The sequence below is a fragment of the Prauserella halophila genome (genome assembly GCF_024171895.1).
Lineage (GTDB): Bacteria > Actinomycetota > Actinomycetes > Mycobacteriales > Pseudonocardiaceae > Prauserella > Prauserella halophila.
In genome coordinates this window covers 570,855-588,694 of record NZ_JAMTCQ010000009.1, presented here as the reverse complement: position 1 = coordinate 588,694, position 17,840 = coordinate 570,855, and the positions used below count along the sequence as shown (strand labels likewise).

Annotated in this window: 20 protein-coding genes; 8 read left to right on the top strand and 12 right to left on the bottom strand. The window is 68.4% G+C overall.

Annotation, left to right across the window (positions count from 1 at the left end; genetic code table 11):
- Window position 1: 1 nt before the first annotated feature.
- The 5 genes from LY41_RS08970 to LY41_RS08950 are packed head-to-tail and all read right to left on the bottom strand — an operon-like array spanning window position 2 to window position 4,031.
- Window positions 2-2,152: a phosphotransferase gene (locus tag LY41_RS08970; RefSeq protein WP_253863404.1), complete on the bottom strand. Its 2,151-nt coding sequence runs from the start codon at window positions 2,150-2,152 to the stop codon at window positions 2-4.
- On the bottom strand, window positions 2,149-3,054 hold the full coding sequence (locus LY41_RS08965) for a glycosyltransferase family 2 protein (protein WP_253863403.1): 906 nt from the start codon (window positions 3,052-3,054) through the stop codon (window positions 2,149-2,151). Before LY41_RS08965 ends, LY41_RS08970 begins: the two co-directional genes overlap by 4 nt.
- Window positions 3,055-3,094: 40 nt before the next feature.
- Window positions 3,095-3,472 (bottom strand): hypothetical protein, encoded by a 378-nt coding sequence (locus LY41_RS08960; protein ID WP_253863402.1) that lies wholly within the window; start codon window positions 3,470-3,472, stop codon window positions 3,095-3,097.
- Complete coding sequence (locus tag LY41_RS08955) at window positions 3,469-3,696, bottom strand: hypothetical protein (protein WP_253863401.1); 228 nt, start codon at window positions 3,694-3,696, stop codon at window positions 3,469-3,471. The genes LY41_RS08960 and LY41_RS08955 overlap by 4 nt, the downstream gene beginning before the upstream one ends.
- Window positions 3,693-4,031 (bottom strand): hypothetical protein, encoded by a 339-nt coding sequence (locus LY41_RS08950; protein WP_253863400.1) that lies wholly within the window; start codon window positions 4,029-4,031, stop codon window positions 3,693-3,695. Before LY41_RS08950 ends, LY41_RS08955 begins: the two co-directional genes overlap by 4 nt.
- Window positions 4,032-4,409: 378 nt before the next feature.
- Here LY41_RS08950 and LY41_RS08945 point away from each other — a divergent pair, with 378 nt between their 5' ends.
- The 3 genes from LY41_RS08945 to LY41_RS08935 all read left to right on the top strand — a co-directional run bounded on the left by LY41_RS08945 (window position 4,410) and on the right by LY41_RS08935 (window position 6,121).
- Entirely contained in the window at window positions 4,410-5,261 is an 852-nt protein-coding gene (locus LY41_RS08945; RefSeq protein ID WP_253863399.1) for a helix-turn-helix domain-containing protein, read from the top strand.
- Between the two features lie 16 nt (window positions 5,262-5,277).
- Window positions 5,278-5,640, top strand: coding sequence for a DUF397 domain-containing protein (locus tag LY41_RS08940; protein WP_253863398.1), 363 nt, complete (start codon window positions 5,278-5,280; stop codon window positions 5,638-5,640).
- Between the two features lie 247 nt (window positions 5,641-5,887).
- Window positions 5,888-6,121: a hypothetical protein gene (locus LY41_RS08935; RefSeq protein WP_253863397.1), complete on the top strand. Its 234-nt coding sequence runs from the start codon at window positions 5,888-5,890 to the stop codon at window positions 6,119-6,121.
- Window positions 6,122-6,209: 88 nt separating this feature from the next.
- On the opposite strand, the gene LY41_RS08930 is transcribed toward LY41_RS08935, so the two are convergent.
- The gene (locus LY41_RS08930) at window positions 6,210-6,566 is read right to left on the bottom strand and encodes a hypothetical protein (RefSeq protein ID WP_372493166.1); all 357 of its coding nucleotides are present in this window, start codon (window positions 6,564-6,566) and stop codon (window positions 6,210-6,212) included.
- Window positions 6,566-7,426: a mycothiol conjugate amidase Mca gene (mca, locus tag LY41_RS08925; RefSeq protein WP_372493223.1), complete on the bottom strand. Its 861-nt coding sequence runs from the start codon at window positions 7,424-7,426 to the stop codon at window positions 6,566-6,568. The genes LY41_RS08930 and mca overlap by 1 nt, the downstream gene beginning before the upstream one ends.
- A 232-nt stretch (window positions 7,427-7,658) precedes the next feature.
- Here mca and LY41_RS08920 point away from each other — a divergent pair, with 232 nt between their 5' ends.
- From LY41_RS08920 to LY41_RS08910, 3 genes are all read left to right on the top strand, one after another.
- On the top strand, window positions 7,659-8,153 hold the full coding sequence (locus LY41_RS08920; protein ID WP_372493222.1) for a DUF4307 domain-containing protein: 495 nt from the start codon (window positions 7,659-7,661) through the stop codon (window positions 8,151-8,153).
- Between the two features lie 191 nt (window positions 8,154-8,344).
- Complete coding sequence (gene greA / locus LY41_RS08915; RefSeq protein ID WP_253864053.1) at window positions 8,345-8,842, top strand: transcription elongation factor GreA; 498 nt, start codon at window positions 8,345-8,347, stop codon at window positions 8,840-8,842.
- Between the two features lie 141 nt (window positions 8,843-8,983).
- The gene (locus LY41_RS08910; protein ID WP_253863395.1) at window positions 8,984-9,790 is read left to right on the top strand and encodes an MBL fold metallo-hydrolase; all 807 of its coding nucleotides are present in this window, start codon (window positions 8,984-8,986) and stop codon (window positions 9,788-9,790) included.
- An 80-nt stretch (window positions 9,791-9,870) separates the two neighbouring features.
- Here the strand turns inward: LY41_RS08910 and LY41_RS08905 are convergent, their stop codons facing one another.
- Entirely contained in the window at window positions 9,871-10,347 is a 477-nt protein-coding gene (locus LY41_RS08905; RefSeq protein WP_253863394.1) for an Lrp/AsnC family transcriptional regulator, read from the bottom strand.
- Window positions 10,348-10,469: 122 nt separating this feature from the next.
- On the opposite strand from LY41_RS08905, the gene hppD reads away from it, so the two are divergent.
- Entirely contained in the window at window positions 10,470-11,678 is a 1,209-nt protein-coding gene (gene hppD / locus LY41_RS08900; RefSeq protein WP_253863393.1) for a 4-hydroxyphenylpyruvate dioxygenase, read from the top strand.
- A gap of 55 nt (window positions 11,679-11,733) precedes the next feature.
- Here hppD and ilvA read toward each other — a convergent pair whose 3' ends face one another.
- A complete protein-coding gene (gene ilvA / locus LY41_RS08895; protein ID WP_253863392.1) occupies window positions 11,734-12,957 on the bottom strand; it encodes a threonine ammonia-lyase in 1,224 nt (407 codons plus the stop codon).
- A 110-nt stretch (window positions 12,958-13,067) separates the two neighbouring features.
- On the opposite strand from ilvA, the gene LY41_RS08890 reads away from it, so the two are divergent.
- Complete coding sequence (locus tag LY41_RS08890) at window positions 13,068-13,343, top strand: hypothetical protein (RefSeq protein WP_253863391.1); 276 nt, start codon at window positions 13,068-13,070, stop codon at window positions 13,341-13,343.
- A 14-nt stretch (window positions 13,344-13,357) separates the two neighbouring features.
- Here the strand turns inward: LY41_RS08890 and LY41_RS08885 are convergent, their stop codons facing one another.
- From LY41_RS08885 to LY41_RS08875, 3 genes are all read right to left on the bottom strand, one after another.
- Window positions 13,358-14,515, bottom strand: a complete 1,158-nt coding sequence (locus LY41_RS08885) for a cystathionine gamma-synthase (RefSeq protein ID WP_253863390.1) — start codon at window positions 14,513-14,515, stop codon at window positions 13,358-13,360.
- 121 nt (window positions 14,516-14,636) lie between these two features.
- Entirely contained in the window at window positions 14,637-16,256 is a 1,620-nt protein-coding gene (locus LY41_RS08880; protein ID WP_253863389.1) for a hypothetical protein, read from the bottom strand.
- Window positions 16,257-16,374: 118 nt separating this feature from the next.
- Window positions 16,375-17,748: a cystathionine beta-synthase gene (locus tag LY41_RS08875; RefSeq protein WP_253863388.1), complete on the bottom strand. Its 1,374-nt coding sequence runs from the start codon at window positions 17,746-17,748 to the stop codon at window positions 16,375-16,377.
- Window positions 17,749-17,840 lie beyond the last annotated feature (92 nt).

Genomic DNA, 17,840 nt, shown 5'->3' with positions numbered 1-17,840 from the left:
GTTACCGGACCTCCTCGGTGCCGGCGAGCGCGGTGAGCAGCCACGGCGTGAGTTCGGTGATCTCGGCGGCCAGGTCGGGGTCGAGGTCGATGGCCCATTGCATGATCCACCGGGCTCGGATCACCAGGTGATAGGCGAGGTGCTCGCCGCGGACTGCGGCCGCTGCCGGGTCCAGTCGGCGACGTTCGGTGTCGTAGGCGTCCAGCAGGGCGTGCCGATCGCGGGGGCCGAGCAGGCTTTCGTGCAGCACCAACGCGGCGAGATCGTCGTAGCAGCAGCCGGAACCGGAGCCTTCGAAGTCGATGACGCCGGGAGACTGGCCGTCGGCGAGCAGGACGTTGCGACTGGAGCAGTCGCCGTGCACGAACCCGCGGGTGCAGTGCTGCTCGGCGAGCGGGGCCATCTCGGCGAGCGCGGCGTCGAGCTGTCGCGCGGCCTGGTGCGGCAGGGTAGCGCCGTCGGGCAGCTCGCGCAGCCGTCGGCGGTGCCCGGTCAGCTCGTCGAAGCGGTGGGTCGGCAGGGTGTGCAGGCGGGCGGCGACCTGGCCGAGGATCGGAGTCGTGTTCTCCACGTCCGGTGCGGGCTGGGTTCCGGCCAGGCGGGTGCAGGCCAGCCAGGACAGGTGACCGGGCATCTCGTCATGGGCGAGGACGTCAGGGATGCACAGGTCGGCGGCGTGCGCGGCGACGCGCAGGCCAGCCGATTCCCGGGAGGCCCGTTCCTGCCCGCGGTCGGTGTAGACCTTGAGCACGGCCGTCTCAGCGAGGAAGACCATGCTGCGCTGGCCGTAGCCGACGATGGCGTTCTCGGTGAACTTCAGGTCGAGGGCCGCTTCGGCAGCCACCCGGGCGCAGTCGATGTCTTCGGCCAGCTCGCCGACGATGCTGTCATCGTTGCCGGTGGTGTAGTCACTCATTCCGCGTCCTGGGTCCTTGTGTGTGGTCGTCGGGCGGGTGGTGCGGCGGCTGCGCCATTCGCGCAGCCAGTAGGGTGGGGTCGCGGCGAGTTCGCGCGCGGCCGCACCCGGCGGCGTGCCTCGCGGGTGGGTTCGGTACTGCTCGGCGATGGCGCGGTAGGCGGCGCGCGCGTTGCTGGCGTGCGTCGACCACGAATAGCGCTGCTCGACCAGGCGGCGTCCTTGCTTGCCCAAGCGGCGGCGCCGCACTTCGTCGTGCAAGAGTGCGTCGACCTGCTCGGGCAACTCCGCGAGACCGGTCTCGACCGCCCACTGCTCAGGCTCACCGATGCCGACGAACGCCTCGGCAGTCCCGACGACCGGGAGGCCGGCGGCGAGGTAGTCGAGCACCTTGAGTTTCATCCCGGCGCCGGTGTCGAGTGGAGCCACGGCGACGGTCGCGGTCTCCAGAACCGTCCGCAGGTCGCGCACCGGGCCGCGCAGCCGGAGCCGGTCGGCCAGCGCCCGCAGTGAGGAAGGGTACCGGCCGATGATCTCGATGACGACCCCGTTCGGCAGTGCGGGGGCGAGCACGTCGTGCAACCACTGCACCGCGCGGCGGTTCGGTTCGTAGTACATGTTACCGACGAACACGACCCGCGCCGCGGTGCCCGGCTGTGGGATCGGAGGTGGGCCAGGGTCGACGCCGCAGGGCACCACGTGAACGGCGGTTGCGCCGAGCGCGCGGGCGGTCGTGGCGTCCCGCTCGGTAAAGGTGATCACGCCGTCGGCGGCGGCGCAGGCGGCCGCCTGCAACACGGCCGCGTCGTCGTGCCCCTCGTCGCCGATCGAGCACAGCAGGGCGGCTTCGTCGTCGTGCAGCTCGTAGATCAGGGCCGAGCCGGCGGAGTCGGCCAGCTCGCGGCCGTAGCGCACGGTCAGCTGGGTGTTGGACATGACCAGCACGTCCGGCGCGAGTTCAGCCAGATGCAGCCGCAGCCGTTGCGGATGCTCGTAGACGCTCTCGTACGGCAGGTAGCGCACCGGCAGCGGCCACGCTCCGCTCGGCCGCGAATCCGGGTTCAAATCGCACAGCAGCAGCGTGGTGTCGGCGCCGTGATGGTGAAGCCACTGGTTCAACCGTGCCGTGCGGGCGGCGGCGCCGGTTATCGGCAGGGTGCGCAGGAATCCGGCGGTGTCGAACAGTACTGCCACCGTCGGTGCGCTTTCCACAGCCGACCACGGGTGCGCGGTCATCGGCTCATCACCACCTCGTCCTCGCCAGCGGCGGGCGTGCTGCGGGTCGGCCGCAGGGCTTCCAACCGCCAGCCCGCGATCCGGGCCAGGTGTGTCGCTGCGGTGCGCCAGTGCTCGCGACGGAACTCGCCGAGCACGTCGGCCACCTGCGCGCTGTCGTAGATCACGGCATTCGGGTGCCTGTGTCGAACCCGAGCGATCGAGACTCCGTGCCAGAAGGCACGGGCCAACACCCGCGGCAGGCGAAGATCGGCGGAATGGATGGCTCGATGCACGAGTGCGTCCGGGACTACGATCACCGCGAGTCCGGCGTGCTCGACGCGAATGCTCAGTTCCAGGTCCTCGCACGACAGATGTCGGCGGGGGCGAGCGCCGAGCTGCTCATCGAACACTGGCGGCGGCGAGGATCTCGTGGCGAGGTTGCAGCCGAGCAGCCAGAACGGTGCCCGCAGGGCGCAGGTTCGTTCCGGCCAGGCGTCGGGGACGAAGAACTGCTCGATCCCCGCGTCGAGGTCCGGCCGCTCGTTGAGGTCGGTGAACAGCGACTCGACCCGGCCGCCGGCGCAGTAGGCGCCCGTGGTCGTCAGGGCCTCCACCAAGCCGCGGACCCATCCCGGTTCGGGCCGGGAGTCCGGGTCCGTGAACAGGACGTACTCGCCGCGTGCGTGGCCCACACCAGTGTTGCGGGCTCGGCTCAGTCCTGTCCGCGGTTCGTGGACCACGGTCCCGGACAACCCGGCCTCGGCCAGCAGCGTCGGCGGGACGTATGGCCGCCGGTGGTTGTCCACCACGACGACCTCGATATCCCGAAGAAAGTCCTGCGTCGCCAGGCATCGCAGCAGCCCGTCGACCTCGTTGGTGTTTCCGTGCACGGCAACAATGACGCTCGCCGATACCTTCACAGCTCAATCCCTTCGATGGTCCCCGCGGGTTTGACGAATGTCAGCGAAGCGAGCGGTGGTCGGCGGGCCGTCCGGCGGCATTCCACATGCCGACCAGAGAGAGGATCTTGTCCCACAGCGAAGTCTCACCGAACTCTTTGACGACTCCGAACTGTGCGTCGAGTCGCTCGAAGGCGATCACCCACGCCCCATTGATGCGATCGCGGTAGGCGTGCACGATCTCGCGCCGCGCGCGGTGGAACTGGTGTGCTTGGTCGATCTCGGGGTGCGCATCGGCAATCAATCCTCGAACGTCGAACCGGTCGAGGTGTCTCGGTACATAGGCAGGACGTTCGTCGAGGTCGACGTGCTGTAGCTCCAGCAGCGGGATCTCGGTTCCAAACTGCGGGATCGTCGCCGGATCTGCGGTCGCGGTCAACGGTGTAGTCCTTCCTGCTCATCGTTGGGCGTGCCCAGCGCATTGAGCCCGTCGAGCACGTGCTGAAGGTGATCTGCGTAGGGATCTCCGGTGGCTTCCGGGTCGGTGCTGGGCCACAGCGGTTCGGCAGGTGTGATCACGCCGGCTCTGACAGCACCGGAGTTACTGCGGAGCGGCGCGGCCAGGCGGCTTCCCGGCTCTCGTCGATCGGGCAGTTCGGTCATGCCTGCACCTCCTTGGGAGGCACGTGCGGGATCGGGGTTCGACGAATGCATTCAACGCGGGGCATTCCTTTCCCTGGAGCGAGGAACTCCAGTTCAGGAACGTCGAGTGCCGTTCCGCCCCAAGCCGTGAGGGTGTAGTCGTGCCACTCGCCGGGCCTCATCGGCACGACGTGCGCGACACGTCGGGTTTCGCCGACGACGCCGGGGCGGTAGCGAACGACGAGCGAAATCGGCTCGGGCCAGTCGGCCGCGACTCCCCAACCGCCATGCGCGTCCTCCGGTGTTTCGCGGAGAAGCTCCAACAGCGCGCCGAATGCGGTTTCCGGGTCGCTCACCGCAAGTTGCTGCTGCTTGGTGGCGGAGTACTGAATTGCTACTGCAAACGGTCGCGTCGAAGCTGTTCTGAGGCTGCGGTTCCCCATCGGTCCCCGATCAAGGGTTGGTTCATCTTCTGGATGCCGTGGGGCCCGAGCCAGGCCAGGGGAGCTAGCCCGGGTCCCACGACTGCCGAGTCGGCGGGGTCCTGCTGGTCGAACTCGGGGTTCGACCCTCGTCCCGCCAACCCGGCGTACGATCTTCTGTATAACCGCACTAAGATGATCGTACGTAGAATTTTACGTACGTCTATACTCCGATCAGGCCACGGTATGTTCTTCGCTGTGCCGCTACGTGCAAACTGACTACGGCAGCGGAGACGAATCGGAGGTAGACCGGTGGCAGATCGGGGCGACCCGTCGGCGCTGCGCTGGCTCGTTGGTGTTGAACTCACCAACTACCGCAAGCGAGCAGGGAAGACGATCACTGCAGCGTCGAAGGCGATCGGGTGCTCGCCAGGGAAGGTCGGCCACCTGGAGGGTGGCCGTAACCAGCAGCAGCCGTCCGAGGTTACGGAGCTGCTGCGGTTCTACGATGCTGATCAGGCCAATATCGATCGGCTCGCGAGCCTCGCGGCGAGCGCTGACCAGCAGACGTGGTGGGCGCCGTGGACAGCCGTGGTCCCGGACTGGTTGCGGACCTTCGTCGGCTTGGAGGGCCTCGCGTCGCGGGTGACTGACTATGCAACCGCGGTCGTGCCTGCTCTGCTACAGACCGAGGGCTATTCGCTCGGTGTGACGCAAGGGTCCGGGCGCGTTCGGCCCGATCACTCCGAGCGCACGGTGAATCTGCGAATGGAGCGACAGCGGAGGCTCTACGCGGAGACCGAGCCCCTGCACCTCACTGCGTTCATCGAGGAGTCGGTGCTCGATCGGCCGATCGGCACACCTGAGACGATGCGTGCCCAGCTTGAACACCTGATCACGTCGGCAGAGCGCGCGAACATCGAGCTACGGGTGCTGCCGACCTCGATTGGCCTTCATGACGCCACCACCGGGCCGTTCACGCTGCTGGAGTTCTCTGCGGCGCAGGCAGTCGCATACGTAGAGCTGCTCAACGGTGCGATCTACGTGCAAGATCAAGAAGAGGTCGACGGTTACACTCGAATCGTCGCCCGACTGCGTGAAGAGCACGCCTGGACGGAGACACAAACGGCTGAGGCGATCAGGGCACGCCTCGATGCGTACTGAATCACCGGAGGACATCATGCCTACCGCACACAGCCGCGCAGGGTGGCGGAAGTCGTCGTACTCGGCACAGCACAACGGTTGCGTCGAGGTCGATTTCACCGACGAAGGAGTAGAGGTCAGAGACGACAAGATCACCGAGAGCCCGGTGATCCGCTTCAGCTTCGAGCAATGGTCACACTGGCTTGGCGAGATCGTCGACGACATCACCAACACCAACGGCGCGGTAACCGTTACCACTCGTGAGAGCACATGGCTCGTCCACGAACCGACCACGGGCGCAACGCTCGCGTTCAGCCAGCAAGAATGGACGGCCTTCCGGCTCGGTGTCATCGCCGGCGAGTTCACGCCTTCTTCCGTGGCGACGCTTGCCGCAAGCTAGACGGCAAGCGAGCAAAGATCGGCCACCCGACCACTGCGGCGGGTGGCCGATCTTTTGGGATCCGATCTTGTATGGCTGGTGCGCCGGGTGCTTCCGTGGTTTCAGACCAGGGGCGGCATAGAGCCCGCAGCGACTCGGGGCAGCACGCGGTGCGCCCGGCCGAAGCAGTCCTCGTCTCCGCCCCCCGGGCGGGCCGGATTGCACGTCTGATCGAACTTATGTTCTTACGATGCCCGGGTAATCGCGCTTGCTGGATAAAGAACCGTTTTCGCAGGTGCTGCGCTCCGCCGACGGCTACGCAGCGCGCGAGCTGCTCGACACGGCCCGGAACCGGCTCTCCGCCGCGCAAGTCACGGCGTTGGAATCGGTCCGACACGACTCCGGACTCGATACCGGCATGCTCCCAAGCCCCTTTCAAGGACAGCTGAACAACGCGCTCGACATCAGCGGACGGGTCATGACCCGCCTCCTGACCAGATGAACAACATCAAGCTTCAGCACCCGTGCGACTGCCGTCCGGGCACAGGTTCCTGTTCGCCTGACGACCGCCCGGCCGTGACCGGCGAACATCAGGTGTCGTCGGATTTGGCCTTGTCGCCGGGCCCGGCCGACACCGCCTCGGTCTCGCCTGCCGCATCGGCCGCGCCTGCCTCGCCTGCCGCGTCGCCGTCGCCGTCGCCGGATCCGGCCTCGCCGGTCCCCTCCGAGCCGTCGCCGCCGGCCTCACCGAAGTTCGCGGGCACCCGCTTGAGGTGTTTGGTCATCGAACGCACCAGGAAGACGACCGCGATCAGGAACACGAGCATCAGCAGCAGCCCGACCGGGGAGGACTTGCCGAAGTCCTGTCCCTGCCCGCCGGTGTCCTGCTGCTGGGCCAGCACCTCGGTCGCCGCCATCGCCGGTCCGGTCATCGCCGCAGGCAACATCAGGGGTCCACCTTCTCTCGCACTCCCGCGAACAGATCGTCCTCGGGAACGGTGCTGTCGACAAGCGAGCGGGCGAGTTCGTACTCCTCGGTCGGCCACAGCCTGCGCTGAGTCTCGAGCGGAACGGCGAACCACCGGCTGGTCGGGTCGATCTGGGTCGCGTGTGCGCGCAGTGCGTCGTCGCGCTGCTCGAAGTACTCGGCGCACGGGACCTGCGTGGTCACGCGTTCCAGGATGTCGGGCTTGTCCGGGTCCCACCGCTCCAGCCACTCGGTCCACGGTGATTCCTGCCCCGCCTCGAGCAGCGCCTCGTGGAACGCGGTGATGCGGGCACGGGAGAACCCGTGGACGTAGTAGACCTTCAGCGCCTGCCACGGCTCGCCCGCGTCGGGGAACTGTCCGGGGTCGGCAGCGGCGTCGAACGCGGCCATCGACACCTCGTAGGTGCGGATGTGGTCCGGGTGCGGGTAGCCGCCGTTCTCGTCGTAGGTGATCACGACGTGCGGGCGGAACTCCCGCATGACCCGCACCAGTGATTCCGTGGGCTCGGCCAGCGGCACCGTGGCGAAGCAGCCTTCCGGCAGCGGCGGGGGCGGGTCGCCCTCCGGCAGGCCCGAGTCGACGAAGCCGAGCCAGCGGTGCTGGACGCCGAGGATCTTCGCGGCGTTGGCCATCTCCTCTCGCCGGATCTCGTCCATGTGCTCGTGCACCTCGGGCCGGTCCATCGCCGGGTTGAGCACGTCACCGGCCTCACCGCCGGTGCAGGTGACGACCATCACCTCGGCACCCTCGGCCACGTACCGGGCCATCGTGGCCGCACCCTTGCTCGATTCGTCGTCGGGATGGGCGTGCACGGCCATGAGCCGCAACCCCTTGCTCGCCCCCGACCGCCCGGTTTCGACCGACCCGGTTCCGTTCGATCCAGCCATGGCCGACCAGACCCCTCTCACACCTGTGCTGTATCCACTGCTGTCCACTGCGCCTGCCGACCCCGGAGCCCGCACCCGGGAGGCCTCCCCGGATACTCGTAACGCCGGGGATGACGTCCATCTTCCTGGTAGCCACGACAGCCCCGACCGGGAGGCCTCCGTTTTGCCAGAGGAGCCGACGTCCGACGACGCCGCAGGCACCACGCCGGCGGCCGACGCCGCAGCGGCCGGCCCACAGCGGGCCCGGGACCGGCTGGCCGACCGCTACGGCACGGGCGGGAAGCCGAAGCCGCGTCACCGGCGGTGGCAGGTGTGGACGTTCACGGCGATAGCCCTGGTCGCGAGCGGTATCGCCGCCTACGTCGGGTACCAGAACCTGGCGGGCGCACCGATCGACGCACAGCGGGTGACCTACGACGAGCGGCCGGGCGATGCCATGGAGATCACGATCGACGTCTCGCGGAACGACCCGGACCGTAAAGGGGTGTGCATTGTACGCACACGCAACCAGTCCGGCCAGGAAAGCGGACGAAAAGAGATCCTGGTCGCACCGGGCCAGGGACGCGTCTCGACGGTGATCCGCAGCATCGACAGGCCGGTCACGGCAGACATCTACGGCTGCAGCTACGATATTCCGCAATATCTGTCAAGCCCCTAGCGGCCAACGGAGTGAAACGGGCGCCGAATGCCCCTCATCAGTTGTGTTGAGCGGCATTCGGCCACGGTTTCGTGGTAGCCTGTGGCTATCGGCACGGTCCTAGCGGGGCCGTGTCTTTCCTTATTTCGAGCCACGCCGTCGAGCGTGGCGGCGGGTCTGCATACCCAGGCTCGGCAGGCTAGGAGGAGATGGTGACCGTGAGCGACGCCAAGGTGACCTGGCTGACCCAGGATGCCTACGACAGGCTCAAGAGCGAGCTCGATGAGTTGATCGAGAATCGTCCGGTCATCGCCGCGAAGATCAACGACAGCCGCGAGGAAGGCGACCTCAAGGAGAACGGTGGCTACCACGCGGCCCGCGAGGAGCAGGGGCAGCAGGAAGCCCGCATCCGTCATCTGCAGGAGCTCCTGCGCAACGCGAAGGTCGGCGAGGCTCCGTCCAACGACGGGATCGCCGAGCCGGGCATGGTGTTGACCATCCAGTACGACGGCGATGACGAGTCCGAGACGTTCCTGCTCGCGACACGCGAGGAAGGCGGCGGAGGCGACTTCGAGACCTACTCGCCGGACTCGCCGCTCGGACAGGCGCTGCTCGGCGCCAAGGAGGGCGAAACGCGGGAGTACCCGCTGCCGAACGGCAAGACCGAGAAGGTCAAGCTGCTCAAGGCGGTGCCCTACGGCGCGAACTGACGACCACCCGCGCTGACGACCACGAACGGCGCGCCCGGGCTCTGCGGCCCGGGCGCGCCGTTCGTCGTATCGGGGACGACCGCACCCCACGCGGCGCGGTCGTGACAGGTCCCCGCCCGCGACCTCTGCCAGTCTGGTGCCATGAGCGCCGACCTGCCGATCTGCCTCACCTGCGGGACGCAGTACGCCGAGCCTCGGCCGGACTGCCCGATCTGCGAGGACGAACGCCAGTACGTGCCGCCGTCGGGCCAGCAGTGGACGAACCTGACCCGGCTGCGCTCGGCCGGCTACACGGTCGCGGTCGAGCAGCAGGCACCCGGCGTGTACGGGGTCGGAACCCGGGAGCGGTTCGCGATCGGACAGCGAGCACTCCTCGTGGCAGCCACGTCCGGCAATGTGCTGTGGGACTGCGTCGCCTACCTGGACGACGAGACGCTCCGGCGGGTCACCGAGCTGGGCGGGATCACCGCGATAGCGATCAGCCACCCGCACTACTACACGACCATGGTCGACTGGGCCGATGCGTTCGACGTGCCGATCCACCTGCACGAACGCGACCGCCGATGGGTCGGCAGGCCGAGCGGGCGCATCCGGTTCTGGGAGGGCGACACGATGCGCCTGGCCGACGACCTGACGCTCGTGAACCTCGGCGTGCATTTCGCGGGCGGAACCGTACTGCACTGGAGCGACGGAGCAGGCGGCGCGGGCGCATTGTGCAGCGGTGACATCGTGCAGGTCGTGCCGAACCGCGAGCTCGTCGCGTTCATGTACAGCTACCCGAACCACATTCCCGAGCGGCCCGGCGTCGTACGCCGCGCCGGACAACTACTCGCCGGCTTCGCGTTCGACGACATCCACGGCGCCTGGTGGGACGCGACGATCATCGGCGGGGCCCACCGGGTCGTCGACCGGTCGGTGACGCGCTACCTGGAACAGACCTCCGGCTGACGCCACGCGGCACGTCGCCCGGTGGACAGGCCCCGGACGGCGCGCCTCGGACGCCTGCCGTCGGCTGTGCTTCTTCCTGGTCACGGCCGGTCGCCGCGGGCGATCCGCTCCAGCAGCGGCCGCACGCGCGGTGCGACGGGTGTCGACAAGGCGATCGACGTCGACGTCCTGCGCACGCCGGGAACGTCCACGACCTCGTCGATGACCCGCTGCAGGTCGTCGTTCGAGCGGGCGACCATGCGAACGAACAGGTCCCCCTGACCGGTCGTCGCATGCACCTCGCACACCTCGTCGATCGCGGCGAGCTCCTCCGCGACCTCACCTCGCCTGCCCTGGGCGATCTCGAGCACGGCGAACGCGGTGAGGCCGTAACCGAGGGCATCGAGGCGCAGCTCCGGCGGGAAACCCGTGAGCACGCCGTCGGCGGAAAGCCGGTCGAGGCGGGCCTGCACGGTGCCGCGCGCCACGCCGAGCCTGCGCGCGCATTCGAGAACGCCGAGCCGCGGCGCATCGGTCAGCAGCAACAGCAGCCGGGCGTCGAGCGCATCGAAGGCCATCGCGACCCCTCCCTGGGCAGATTGCACATTTTGATCTGACAGAACGTGCTACTGCTGAGCATATTGCCCAGTGGAATCAACGACAATTGCTCACTCTGCACCTCAGGGTCATGCTCGGTCCCATGACGACGGATTCAACGACGACTCCCGCAGAGCAGGCCATCGACGACATCGACTACGACCAGTTGCGACGGCTCGTCGGCCTGGTCGACCACGACGACTCGGCCGACCCGTTCCCGGTCAAGGCGATGGATGCCGTCGTGTTCGCGGTCGGCAACGCGACCCAGACGGCGTGGTTCTATCAGGTCGCGTTCGGTATGCAACTCGTCGCCTACGCCGGCCCGGAGACCGGGGACGCCGATCGCAAATCGTTCGTGCTGAAGTCCGGCTCCGCGCGGTTCGTGATCAACGGCGGCGTGCGGCCGGACTCGACGTTGCTGGATCACCAGCGCAAACACGGCGACGGCGTCACCGACCTCTCACTCGAGGTGGCCGACGTGGACCGATGCGTGGCACATGCCCGCACGCAGGGCGCCACCGTGCTGAGCGAACCGCGCGACGTCTCCGACGAGCACGGAACCGTCCGCACGGCCGCGATCGCGACGTACGGCGACACCCGCCACACGCTCGTCGACCGCTCGCGTTACACCGGCCCGTACCTTCCCGGGTACGCGGCGAGGACGTCCACGGTGCCTCGTCCCGAAGGAGCGCCGAAGCGGCTGTTCCAGGCCGTCGACCACTGCGTCGGCAACGTCGAGCTCGGCAACATGAACTACTGGGTGGACTGGTACCACCGCGTGATGGGCTTCATGAACATGGCGGAGTTCGTCGGCGACGACATCGCCACCGAGTACTCGGCGCTGATGAGCAAGGTCGTGTCCAACGGAAACCACCGGGTCAAGTTTCCGCTCAACGAACCCGCCGCCGGGAAGAAGCGCTCGCAGATCGACGAGTACCTGGAGTTCTACGGCGGCGCGGGGTGTCAGCACATCGCACTGGCGACCGGCGACATCATCGAGACCGTCACCCGGATGCGTGCCGCGGGCGTGGAGTTCCTGAACCCTCCCGACTCGTACTACGACGACCCGGAGCTGCGGTCGCGGATCGGTGAGGTGCGCGTTCCGATCGAAACGCTGAAGGAGCACGGAATTCTCGTCGACCGCGACGAGGACGGCTACCTGTTGCAGATCTTCACCAAGCCGATCGGCGACCGGCCCACGGTCTTCTACGAATTCATCGAACGCCACGGTTCGCTGGGCTTCGGCAAGGGCAACTTCAAGGCCCTCTTCGAAGCGATCGAGCGGGAGCAGGAACGCCGGGGAAACCTCTGACCCGACGAGGTGCGGAACGCCCCCAAGGTGCCCTTGGGGGTACGACCGTGCGTGGTCAGTGGTCTGCGGAGGCGACCGTGTAGCCGGCACGCTGCAGTTCCGCGATGACGTCGTCGCAGTGCTGCGGACCACGGGTCTCCAGTTTCAGCGCCACCTCGACCTCGCCGATCCCGAGCCTGCCGGAGATCCGCGAGTGCTCGATGTCGACGATGTTGGCACCGAGCTCGCTGAGGCACGTCACCACACCCGCGAGCGAGCCCGGCCGGTCCGGAACCCACAGCCGTACGGAGAGATAGCGCGCCGCTGCGGTCATACCGTGCTGAATGATCTGCATCAGCAGCAGCGGATCGACGTTCCCGCCGGACAGCACGGCGACGATCGGCGGCTCGAACGCCCCCTCGTGCTCCAGCAGGGCCGCCACCGGCGCCGCACCCGCGGGTTCGGCGACGAGCTTGCGCCGCTCCAGACAGTTCAGCACGGCCCGCGACAACGCCTCCTCACTGACCGTCACCACGTCGTCCACCAGCGACGTCACGTGCTCGAACGTCAGCTCCCCGGGCCTGGCCACAGCGATCCCGTCGGCGAGCGTGTGCGTGCTGCTCAGCCCCACCGGAGCACCGGCAGCCAGGGACGGCGGGAACGCGGCCGCGGCGTCCGCCTGCACGCCGACCAGCCGCACCCCGGGGCGCTGCGCCTTGATGGCGCTCGCCACGCCGGACACGAGTCCGCCACCGCCGGTGGAGACCAGCACCGTGCCGACGTCCGGCACCTGCTCGAGGATCTCCAGCCCGACGGTTCCTTGACCAGCGATGATGTCCGGGTGGTCGAACGGGGGGATGAACACCGCACCGGTCTGCTCCGCGAATTCGACCGCGCCCGCGAACGCCTCCTCGAACGCCGTGCCCACGAGATGGACGTCGGCGCCGTAACCGCGCGTGGCGGCGACCTTCGGCAAGGGTGCCTTTCGCGACATGAACACGGTGGCCTGCGTATCCACCAGTGAGGCCGCGAGCGCCACACCCTGTGCGTGATTGCCCGCGCTGGCGGCCACGACGCCGCGAGCCCGCTCCTCGGCCGACAGCCCGTGAATCCGCGCGTACGCGCCGCGCACCTTGAACGAACCCGTGCGCTGCAGATTCTCACATTTGATGTGGACAGGTCCGCCGAAGGAGTCGGCGAACTCGCGCGCCTGCTCCATCGGTGTCCGGCGAACGACGCCGCTGAGCAGGTCGCGTGCTTGCAGGATGCGGTCGAGTTCGACGAGTCGCGTGGCGGTCATCGCTTGTGACGCCTCTCCCTCCGAGATCGGAGCTTGCGTGTATGTCGCGCGTGAGGATTGGGTACTCTGGTGGCGAACCAGGGGGACGAATCCACGACCGGAGGAACAGCATGGCACGGCCGTCGGCACCGCGGGACGCACGCTTACAGGGCCGTGTCACACCGCTGCTCGCCGGCATCGTCTCGGCTATGGCGCTCGCCGGTGCGGCCGTGTTCACGGTGGGCTACGCCTCGTGCGGAGACACGGGCCAGTACGTGCGCCACGCCGACAACGTGCAGTTCATCGGCGGTTGCGTGGACGGTGAGGACCTGCCGGCCACCGGCCCCGGCGAGCAGCGCGGCCCGGCCGGCGGTGACGACGAGGCGCCGAGCAACTACCGGCCGTAACCGCAACTCCGGCGTCAGCCCAGCGCCTGCCGCAGATCGTCGATGAGGTCCTCGGCGTCCTCGATCCCCACCGACAGGCGCACGAGTTCGGCGGGAACCTGCAGCAACGACCCCTCTGCCGACGCATGGGTCATGCGGCCCGGGTGTTCGATCAGTGATTCCACCCCGCCCAGCGACTCGGCGAGGATGAACACGTTCGTACCCGCGGCGGCCTTCAGTGCCGCCTGCTCCCCGTCGACGTGGTCGAACGCGACCATCGCGCCGAACCGGCGCATCTGCTTGGCCGCGACGTCGTGTCCGGGGTGCTCGTCCAGGCCCGGGTAGTACACCCGCGCGACCTTCGGGTGGCTCTGCAGCATCGCGGCGATGCGCTCGGCGTTGTCGCAGTGCCGCTCCATGCGCACCGACAGCGTCTTCAGGCCGCGCAGCGTCAACCATGCGTCGAACGCGCCCGGCACGGCTCCGGCCGAGTTACGCAGGAAGAACAGCTGCTCGCGCAGGTCGTCGTCACTGGTCACGACCGCGCCGCCGACGACGTCGGAGTGCCCGCCGAGGTACTTCGTCGTCGAGTGCACGACGACGTCCGCGCCCAGATCGAGCGGCGTCTGCAGGTACGGCGTCGCGAACGTGTTGTCCACGACGAGCTTCGCACCACCCTCGTGCGCGATCCCGGCGAGCGCGCTGATGTCGGAAATGCCCAGCAGCGGGTTTGTGGGAGATTCGCACCAGATCAGCTTCGTCTCGGGGCGCATCGCGGCGCGCACCTCGTCCACATCGGACAAATGCGCGACGCTGTAGGTCACACCCCAGCCGGTGAGGACCTTGTCGATGAGCCGGAACGTGCCGCCGTAGACGTCGTTACCGAGCACCAGGTGGTCGCCGGGCCGCAGCGTGGTGCGCAGCACGGCGTCGCTGGCGGCCATCCCGGAGCCGAAGGCCAGCGCGTGGCGGCCGTTCTCCAGCGCGGCGAGCGCTTCCTCGAGTGCGGTTCGGGTGGGGTTGGCGGTACGCGAGTACTCGTAGTCGCCTTCCCTGGTGCCGCCGACACCGTCCTGGGCGTACGTGGAGGTCTGGTAGATCGGCACGATGACCGACCCGGTTCGCGGGTCGGGCTCCTGACCGGTGTGAATGGCGCGGGTGGAGAAGCCGATGTCGGCGGATTCGTGGGACATGTGCCCACCCTATTGCGGGCGCCCGCGTCGGACACCCCGACACGGGAAAGACCCCGAAACGGGAAAGACGGAGCCCCGGCCGCAGGCGACCGGGGCTCCGTAGCGCGTCGTGCTCAGTGCCTCACCACTGCGGCGGCGGGCCCTGCGGCGGCTGGCCGGGCGGCGGCCCCTGCGGCGGCGGACCGTAGCCACCGGGCTGCCCCGGCTGCTGCGGCGGCTGACCGGGAGCACCGAAGCCACCCGACTGCGGGTTGGGCCCACCAGGCTGGCCGAAACCACCGGACGGCGGGTTCTGACCACCGGGCTGGGCGAACCCACCGGACGGCGGGGCGAAGCCACCGGGCGGACCGGGCTGCTGCGGCGGCGGGCCGAACCCGCCGGGCTGGCCGTGCGGCGGCTGCCCGAAGCCGCCGGGACCACCAGGGCCGCCGGGCTGACCCGGGCCGCCGGGGCCGGCCGGCAACCCCACGTACTCGCGTGTCTGCGGGAAGAAACCGAGCACACCAGCAGCAATCGCGACGAAACCAATGATCATGTTGAAGACGATGCCGCCAGCGAATAGGTACATGGCGCCGACAATGATCGCGAAGACGGCCAGCACTGCTCCCGAACCGAGGTAAATGAAGTGCTGGAACGTCTTCCGCAGGAAGACGAAGACCGATCCGGCGACCGTGCCGGCCAGGGCGAGCAGCAACAAGATCCAGAGAATGATCGTCCCAGCACCGGGACCGGCATCCTCGGCAGCCCGCTGCGCCGACTCAGCCGTCCGGTTACACATCTCCGCAGCCGGCCCCGACAGCCCCTCACAGCTCGAACCCATCTCGCTCGCGCGGGAACTCGCACTGGAAGTCGCGTTCGCCATATCGATCACTTGGACGAGGTTCACGATCAGCGAAATGGCTGCCAGCAAGGCAAGGACACCAGCGATAACCCACGAGATGATCTTCGTCGTCTCGTTGCCGCCACCCTGCTGGCCGCCGAAGCCGGGCTGGCCACCGAACTGGCCGGGAGGCGGACCACCGAAGCCACCCGGCTGCCCGGGAGGTGGGCCGTAGCCCTGCGGCGGCTGGCCGGGTGCCCCGAAACCCGGCTGGCCCTGCGCCGGGTCGAACCCACCCGGCTGGCCCGGAGCGCCGAAGCCACCCGGCTGCCCGGGAGGCGGGCCGTAGCCCTGCGGCGGCTGGCCGGGTGCCCCGAAACCCGGCTGGCCCTGCGCCGGGTCGAACCCACCCGGCTGACCGGGTGCACCGAAGCCCTGCTGCCCCTGCGCCGGAGCGAACCCGCCGGGCTGCCCCTGTGACGGGTCGAAACCGCCCGGCTGGCCCTGCGAGGGGTCGAAGCCCTGTTGGCCCTGTGGAGCGCCGTAGCCCTGTGGAGCGCCGTAGCCCTGGGGGTTCACCGCAGCCGGGTTGTCGGCCGCACTCGGCGGCGGGGCGTACGGGATCGACGCCTGCGGCTGCATGTCGGGTGACACCAGCTGCGTCGACTCGGAGCCGCCGCCCTGCGGTGACGCCTGCTGGCCGGCCTGTCCAGGCTGGACGACCTGCGTCGCCTCGCCACCCTGGTCGGCAGGATGCTGGGGCGTCTCGCCACCCTGATCCGACTGGCCAGGCTGCACGACCTGCGTCGGCTCGGCCGACTCGAACGGACCGTCCTGGGCGGGCTGGGAACCACTCGGCGGCCCCTCCGGCGGCTGCTGCTCGCCACCCCCTGGCTGGTTCGGTGGCTGCGGAGCACTCATGTGGGCTTGAACCCCCTTGACGAGGACCTTCTTGTCTCTAGCTCGAGCACACGCTAGCGGATACACCCCATCGTGACCGGGAACGCCCCGCTGGGCAGCGCGCAAAAACGAGCTGCATTCACTCGCGACCGGAGATGAACGCCAAGAGGTCCTGCCGGGTCACGACGCCCGCGGGCTTGCCACCCTCGAGCACCAGGGCACCGTCGGCCGAGGTCAGTGCACTGATGGCCGCAGTGACGGACATCCCGGCGCCGATCGTGGGCAGTGGCGGCGACATGTGGCCCTGCAACATGTCGGCGAGCGCCACCTCACCGCCGAACAGTTTGTCGAGCAGATCACGCTCGTTGACGGCACCGACGACCTCGGCCGCCATCACCGGCGGCTCGGCGCTGACGACCGGCATCTGGCTCACACCGAACTCACGCATGATCGCCACGGCCTCCGTCATGGTCTCGTGGGGATGCGTGTGCACGAGGTCGGGCAGCGTGCCGTCCTTGCGGCGCAGCACGTCACCGACCGTGGCGTCCGTCGAGTCGGGCGGCAGGAAACCGTAGGCGGCCATCCACGAGTCGTTGAACACCTTGCCGAGGTAGCCGCGGCCACCGTCGGGCAGCAGTACGACGATGACGTCGTCGGGATCGCACCGTTTGGCCAGCTCCACCGCAGCCCCGACGGCCATGCCGCACGACCCGCCGACGAGGAGGCCTTCCTCGGCGGCCAGACGGCGCGTCATGATGAACGAATCGGCGTCCGAGATCGCGATGATCTCGTCGGCGATGTCACGGTCGTAGGTCTCGGGCCAGAAGTCCTCACCAACACCTTCGACGAGATACGGCCGCCCGGTGCCGCCGGAGTACACCGAACCCTCCGGGTCGGCGCCGACGATCCGGACCTTCCCCTCGGAGACGTCCTTGAGGTAGCGACCGGTGCCGGAGATCGTGCCGCCGGTACCGACACCCGCGACGAAATGGGTGATCTTGCCTTCGGTCTGCTGCCACAGTTCGGGGCCGGTCGAGTGGTAGTGACTCTCGGGGTTGCTCGAATTGGCGTACTGATTGGGCTTCCACGCGCCCTCGATCTCGGTGACGAGCCGGTCGGAGACGCTGTAGTACGACTCGGGGTGCTCGGGCGGCACGGCGGTCGGGCACACGACCACCCGCGCACCGTAGGCCTCGAGGACGTTGCGCTTGTCCTCACTGACCTTGTCGGGACACACGAACACGCAGTGGTACCCCTTGCGCTGCGCGACCATCGCGAGCCCGATGCCGGTGTTGCCGGAGGTGGGTTCGACGATCGTGCCGCCCGGTTTCAGCTCCCCGGACGCCTCGGCGGCCTCGACCATCCGCAGCGCGATGCGGTCCTTCACACTGCCGCCCGGGTTGACGTACTCGACCTTGGCGAGCACGAGCGGGCCCGTTCCGTCGGTCACGGAGTTGAGCTTGACCAACGGGGTGTCGCCCACGAGGTCGATGACGTGTTCTGCGTATTCCATGCCGCCAGAGTAATCAGCCGGTGACCGTTGCACATCGTTAGTCGGGGTTCTTTTCGATTTCATTGTCCGAAAAGGACCACTGTGATTGGCTC

What these genes read in the sequence shown, in the direction of transcription:
- LY41_RS08970 (WP_253863404.1), bottom strand. Translation starts at nt 2,152, where the DNA reads ATGACCGCGCACCCGTGGTCGGCTGTGGAAAGCGCACCGACGGTGGCA.
- LY41_RS08955 (WP_253863401.1), bottom strand. Translation starts at nt 3,696, where the DNA reads ATGACCGAACTGCCCGATCGACGAGAGCCGGGAAGCCGCCTGGCCGCG.
- LY41_RS08940 (WP_253863398.1), top strand. Translation starts at nt 5,278, where the DNA reads ATGCCTACCGCACACAGCCGCGCAGGGTGGCGGAAGTCGTCGTACTCG.
- LY41_RS08930 (WP_372493166.1), bottom strand. Translation starts at nt 6,566, where the DNA reads ATGTTGCCTGCGGCGATGACCGGACCGGCGATGGCGGCGACCGAGGTG.
- mca (WP_372493223.1), bottom strand. Translation starts at nt 7,426, where the DNA reads ATGGCCGTGCACGCCCATCCCGACGACGAATCGAGCAAGGGTGCGGCC.
- LY41_RS08910 (WP_253863395.1), top strand. Translation starts at nt 8,984, where the DNA reads ATGAGCGCCGACCTGCCGATCTGCCTCACCTGCGGGACGCAGTACGCC.
- LY41_RS08905 (WP_253863394.1), bottom strand. Translation starts at nt 10,347, where the DNA reads ATGGCCTTCGATGCGCTCGACGCCCGGCTGCTGTTGCTGCTGACCGAT.
- hppD (WP_253863393.1), top strand. Translation starts at nt 10,470, where the DNA reads ATGACGACGGATTCAACGACGACTCCCGCAGAGCAGGCCATCGACGAC.
- ilvA (WP_253863392.1), bottom strand. Translation starts at nt 12,957, where the DNA reads ATGACCGCCACGCGACTCGTCGAACTCGACCGCATCCTGCAAGCACGC.
- LY41_RS08890 (WP_253863391.1), top strand. Translation starts at nt 13,068, where the DNA reads ATGGCACGGCCGTCGGCACCGCGGGACGCACGCTTACAGGGCCGTGTC.
- LY41_RS08885 (WP_253863390.1), bottom strand. Translation starts at nt 14,515, where the DNA reads ATGTCCCACGAATCCGCCGACATCGGCTTCTCCACCCGCGCCATTCAC.
- LY41_RS08880 (WP_253863389.1), bottom strand. Translation starts at nt 16,256, where the DNA reads ATGAGTGCTCCGCAGCCACCGAACCAGCCAGGGGGTGGCGAGCAGCAG.
- LY41_RS08875 (WP_253863388.1), bottom strand. Translation starts at nt 17,748, where the DNA reads ATGGAATACGCAGAACACGTCATCGACCTCGTGGGCGACACCCCGTTG.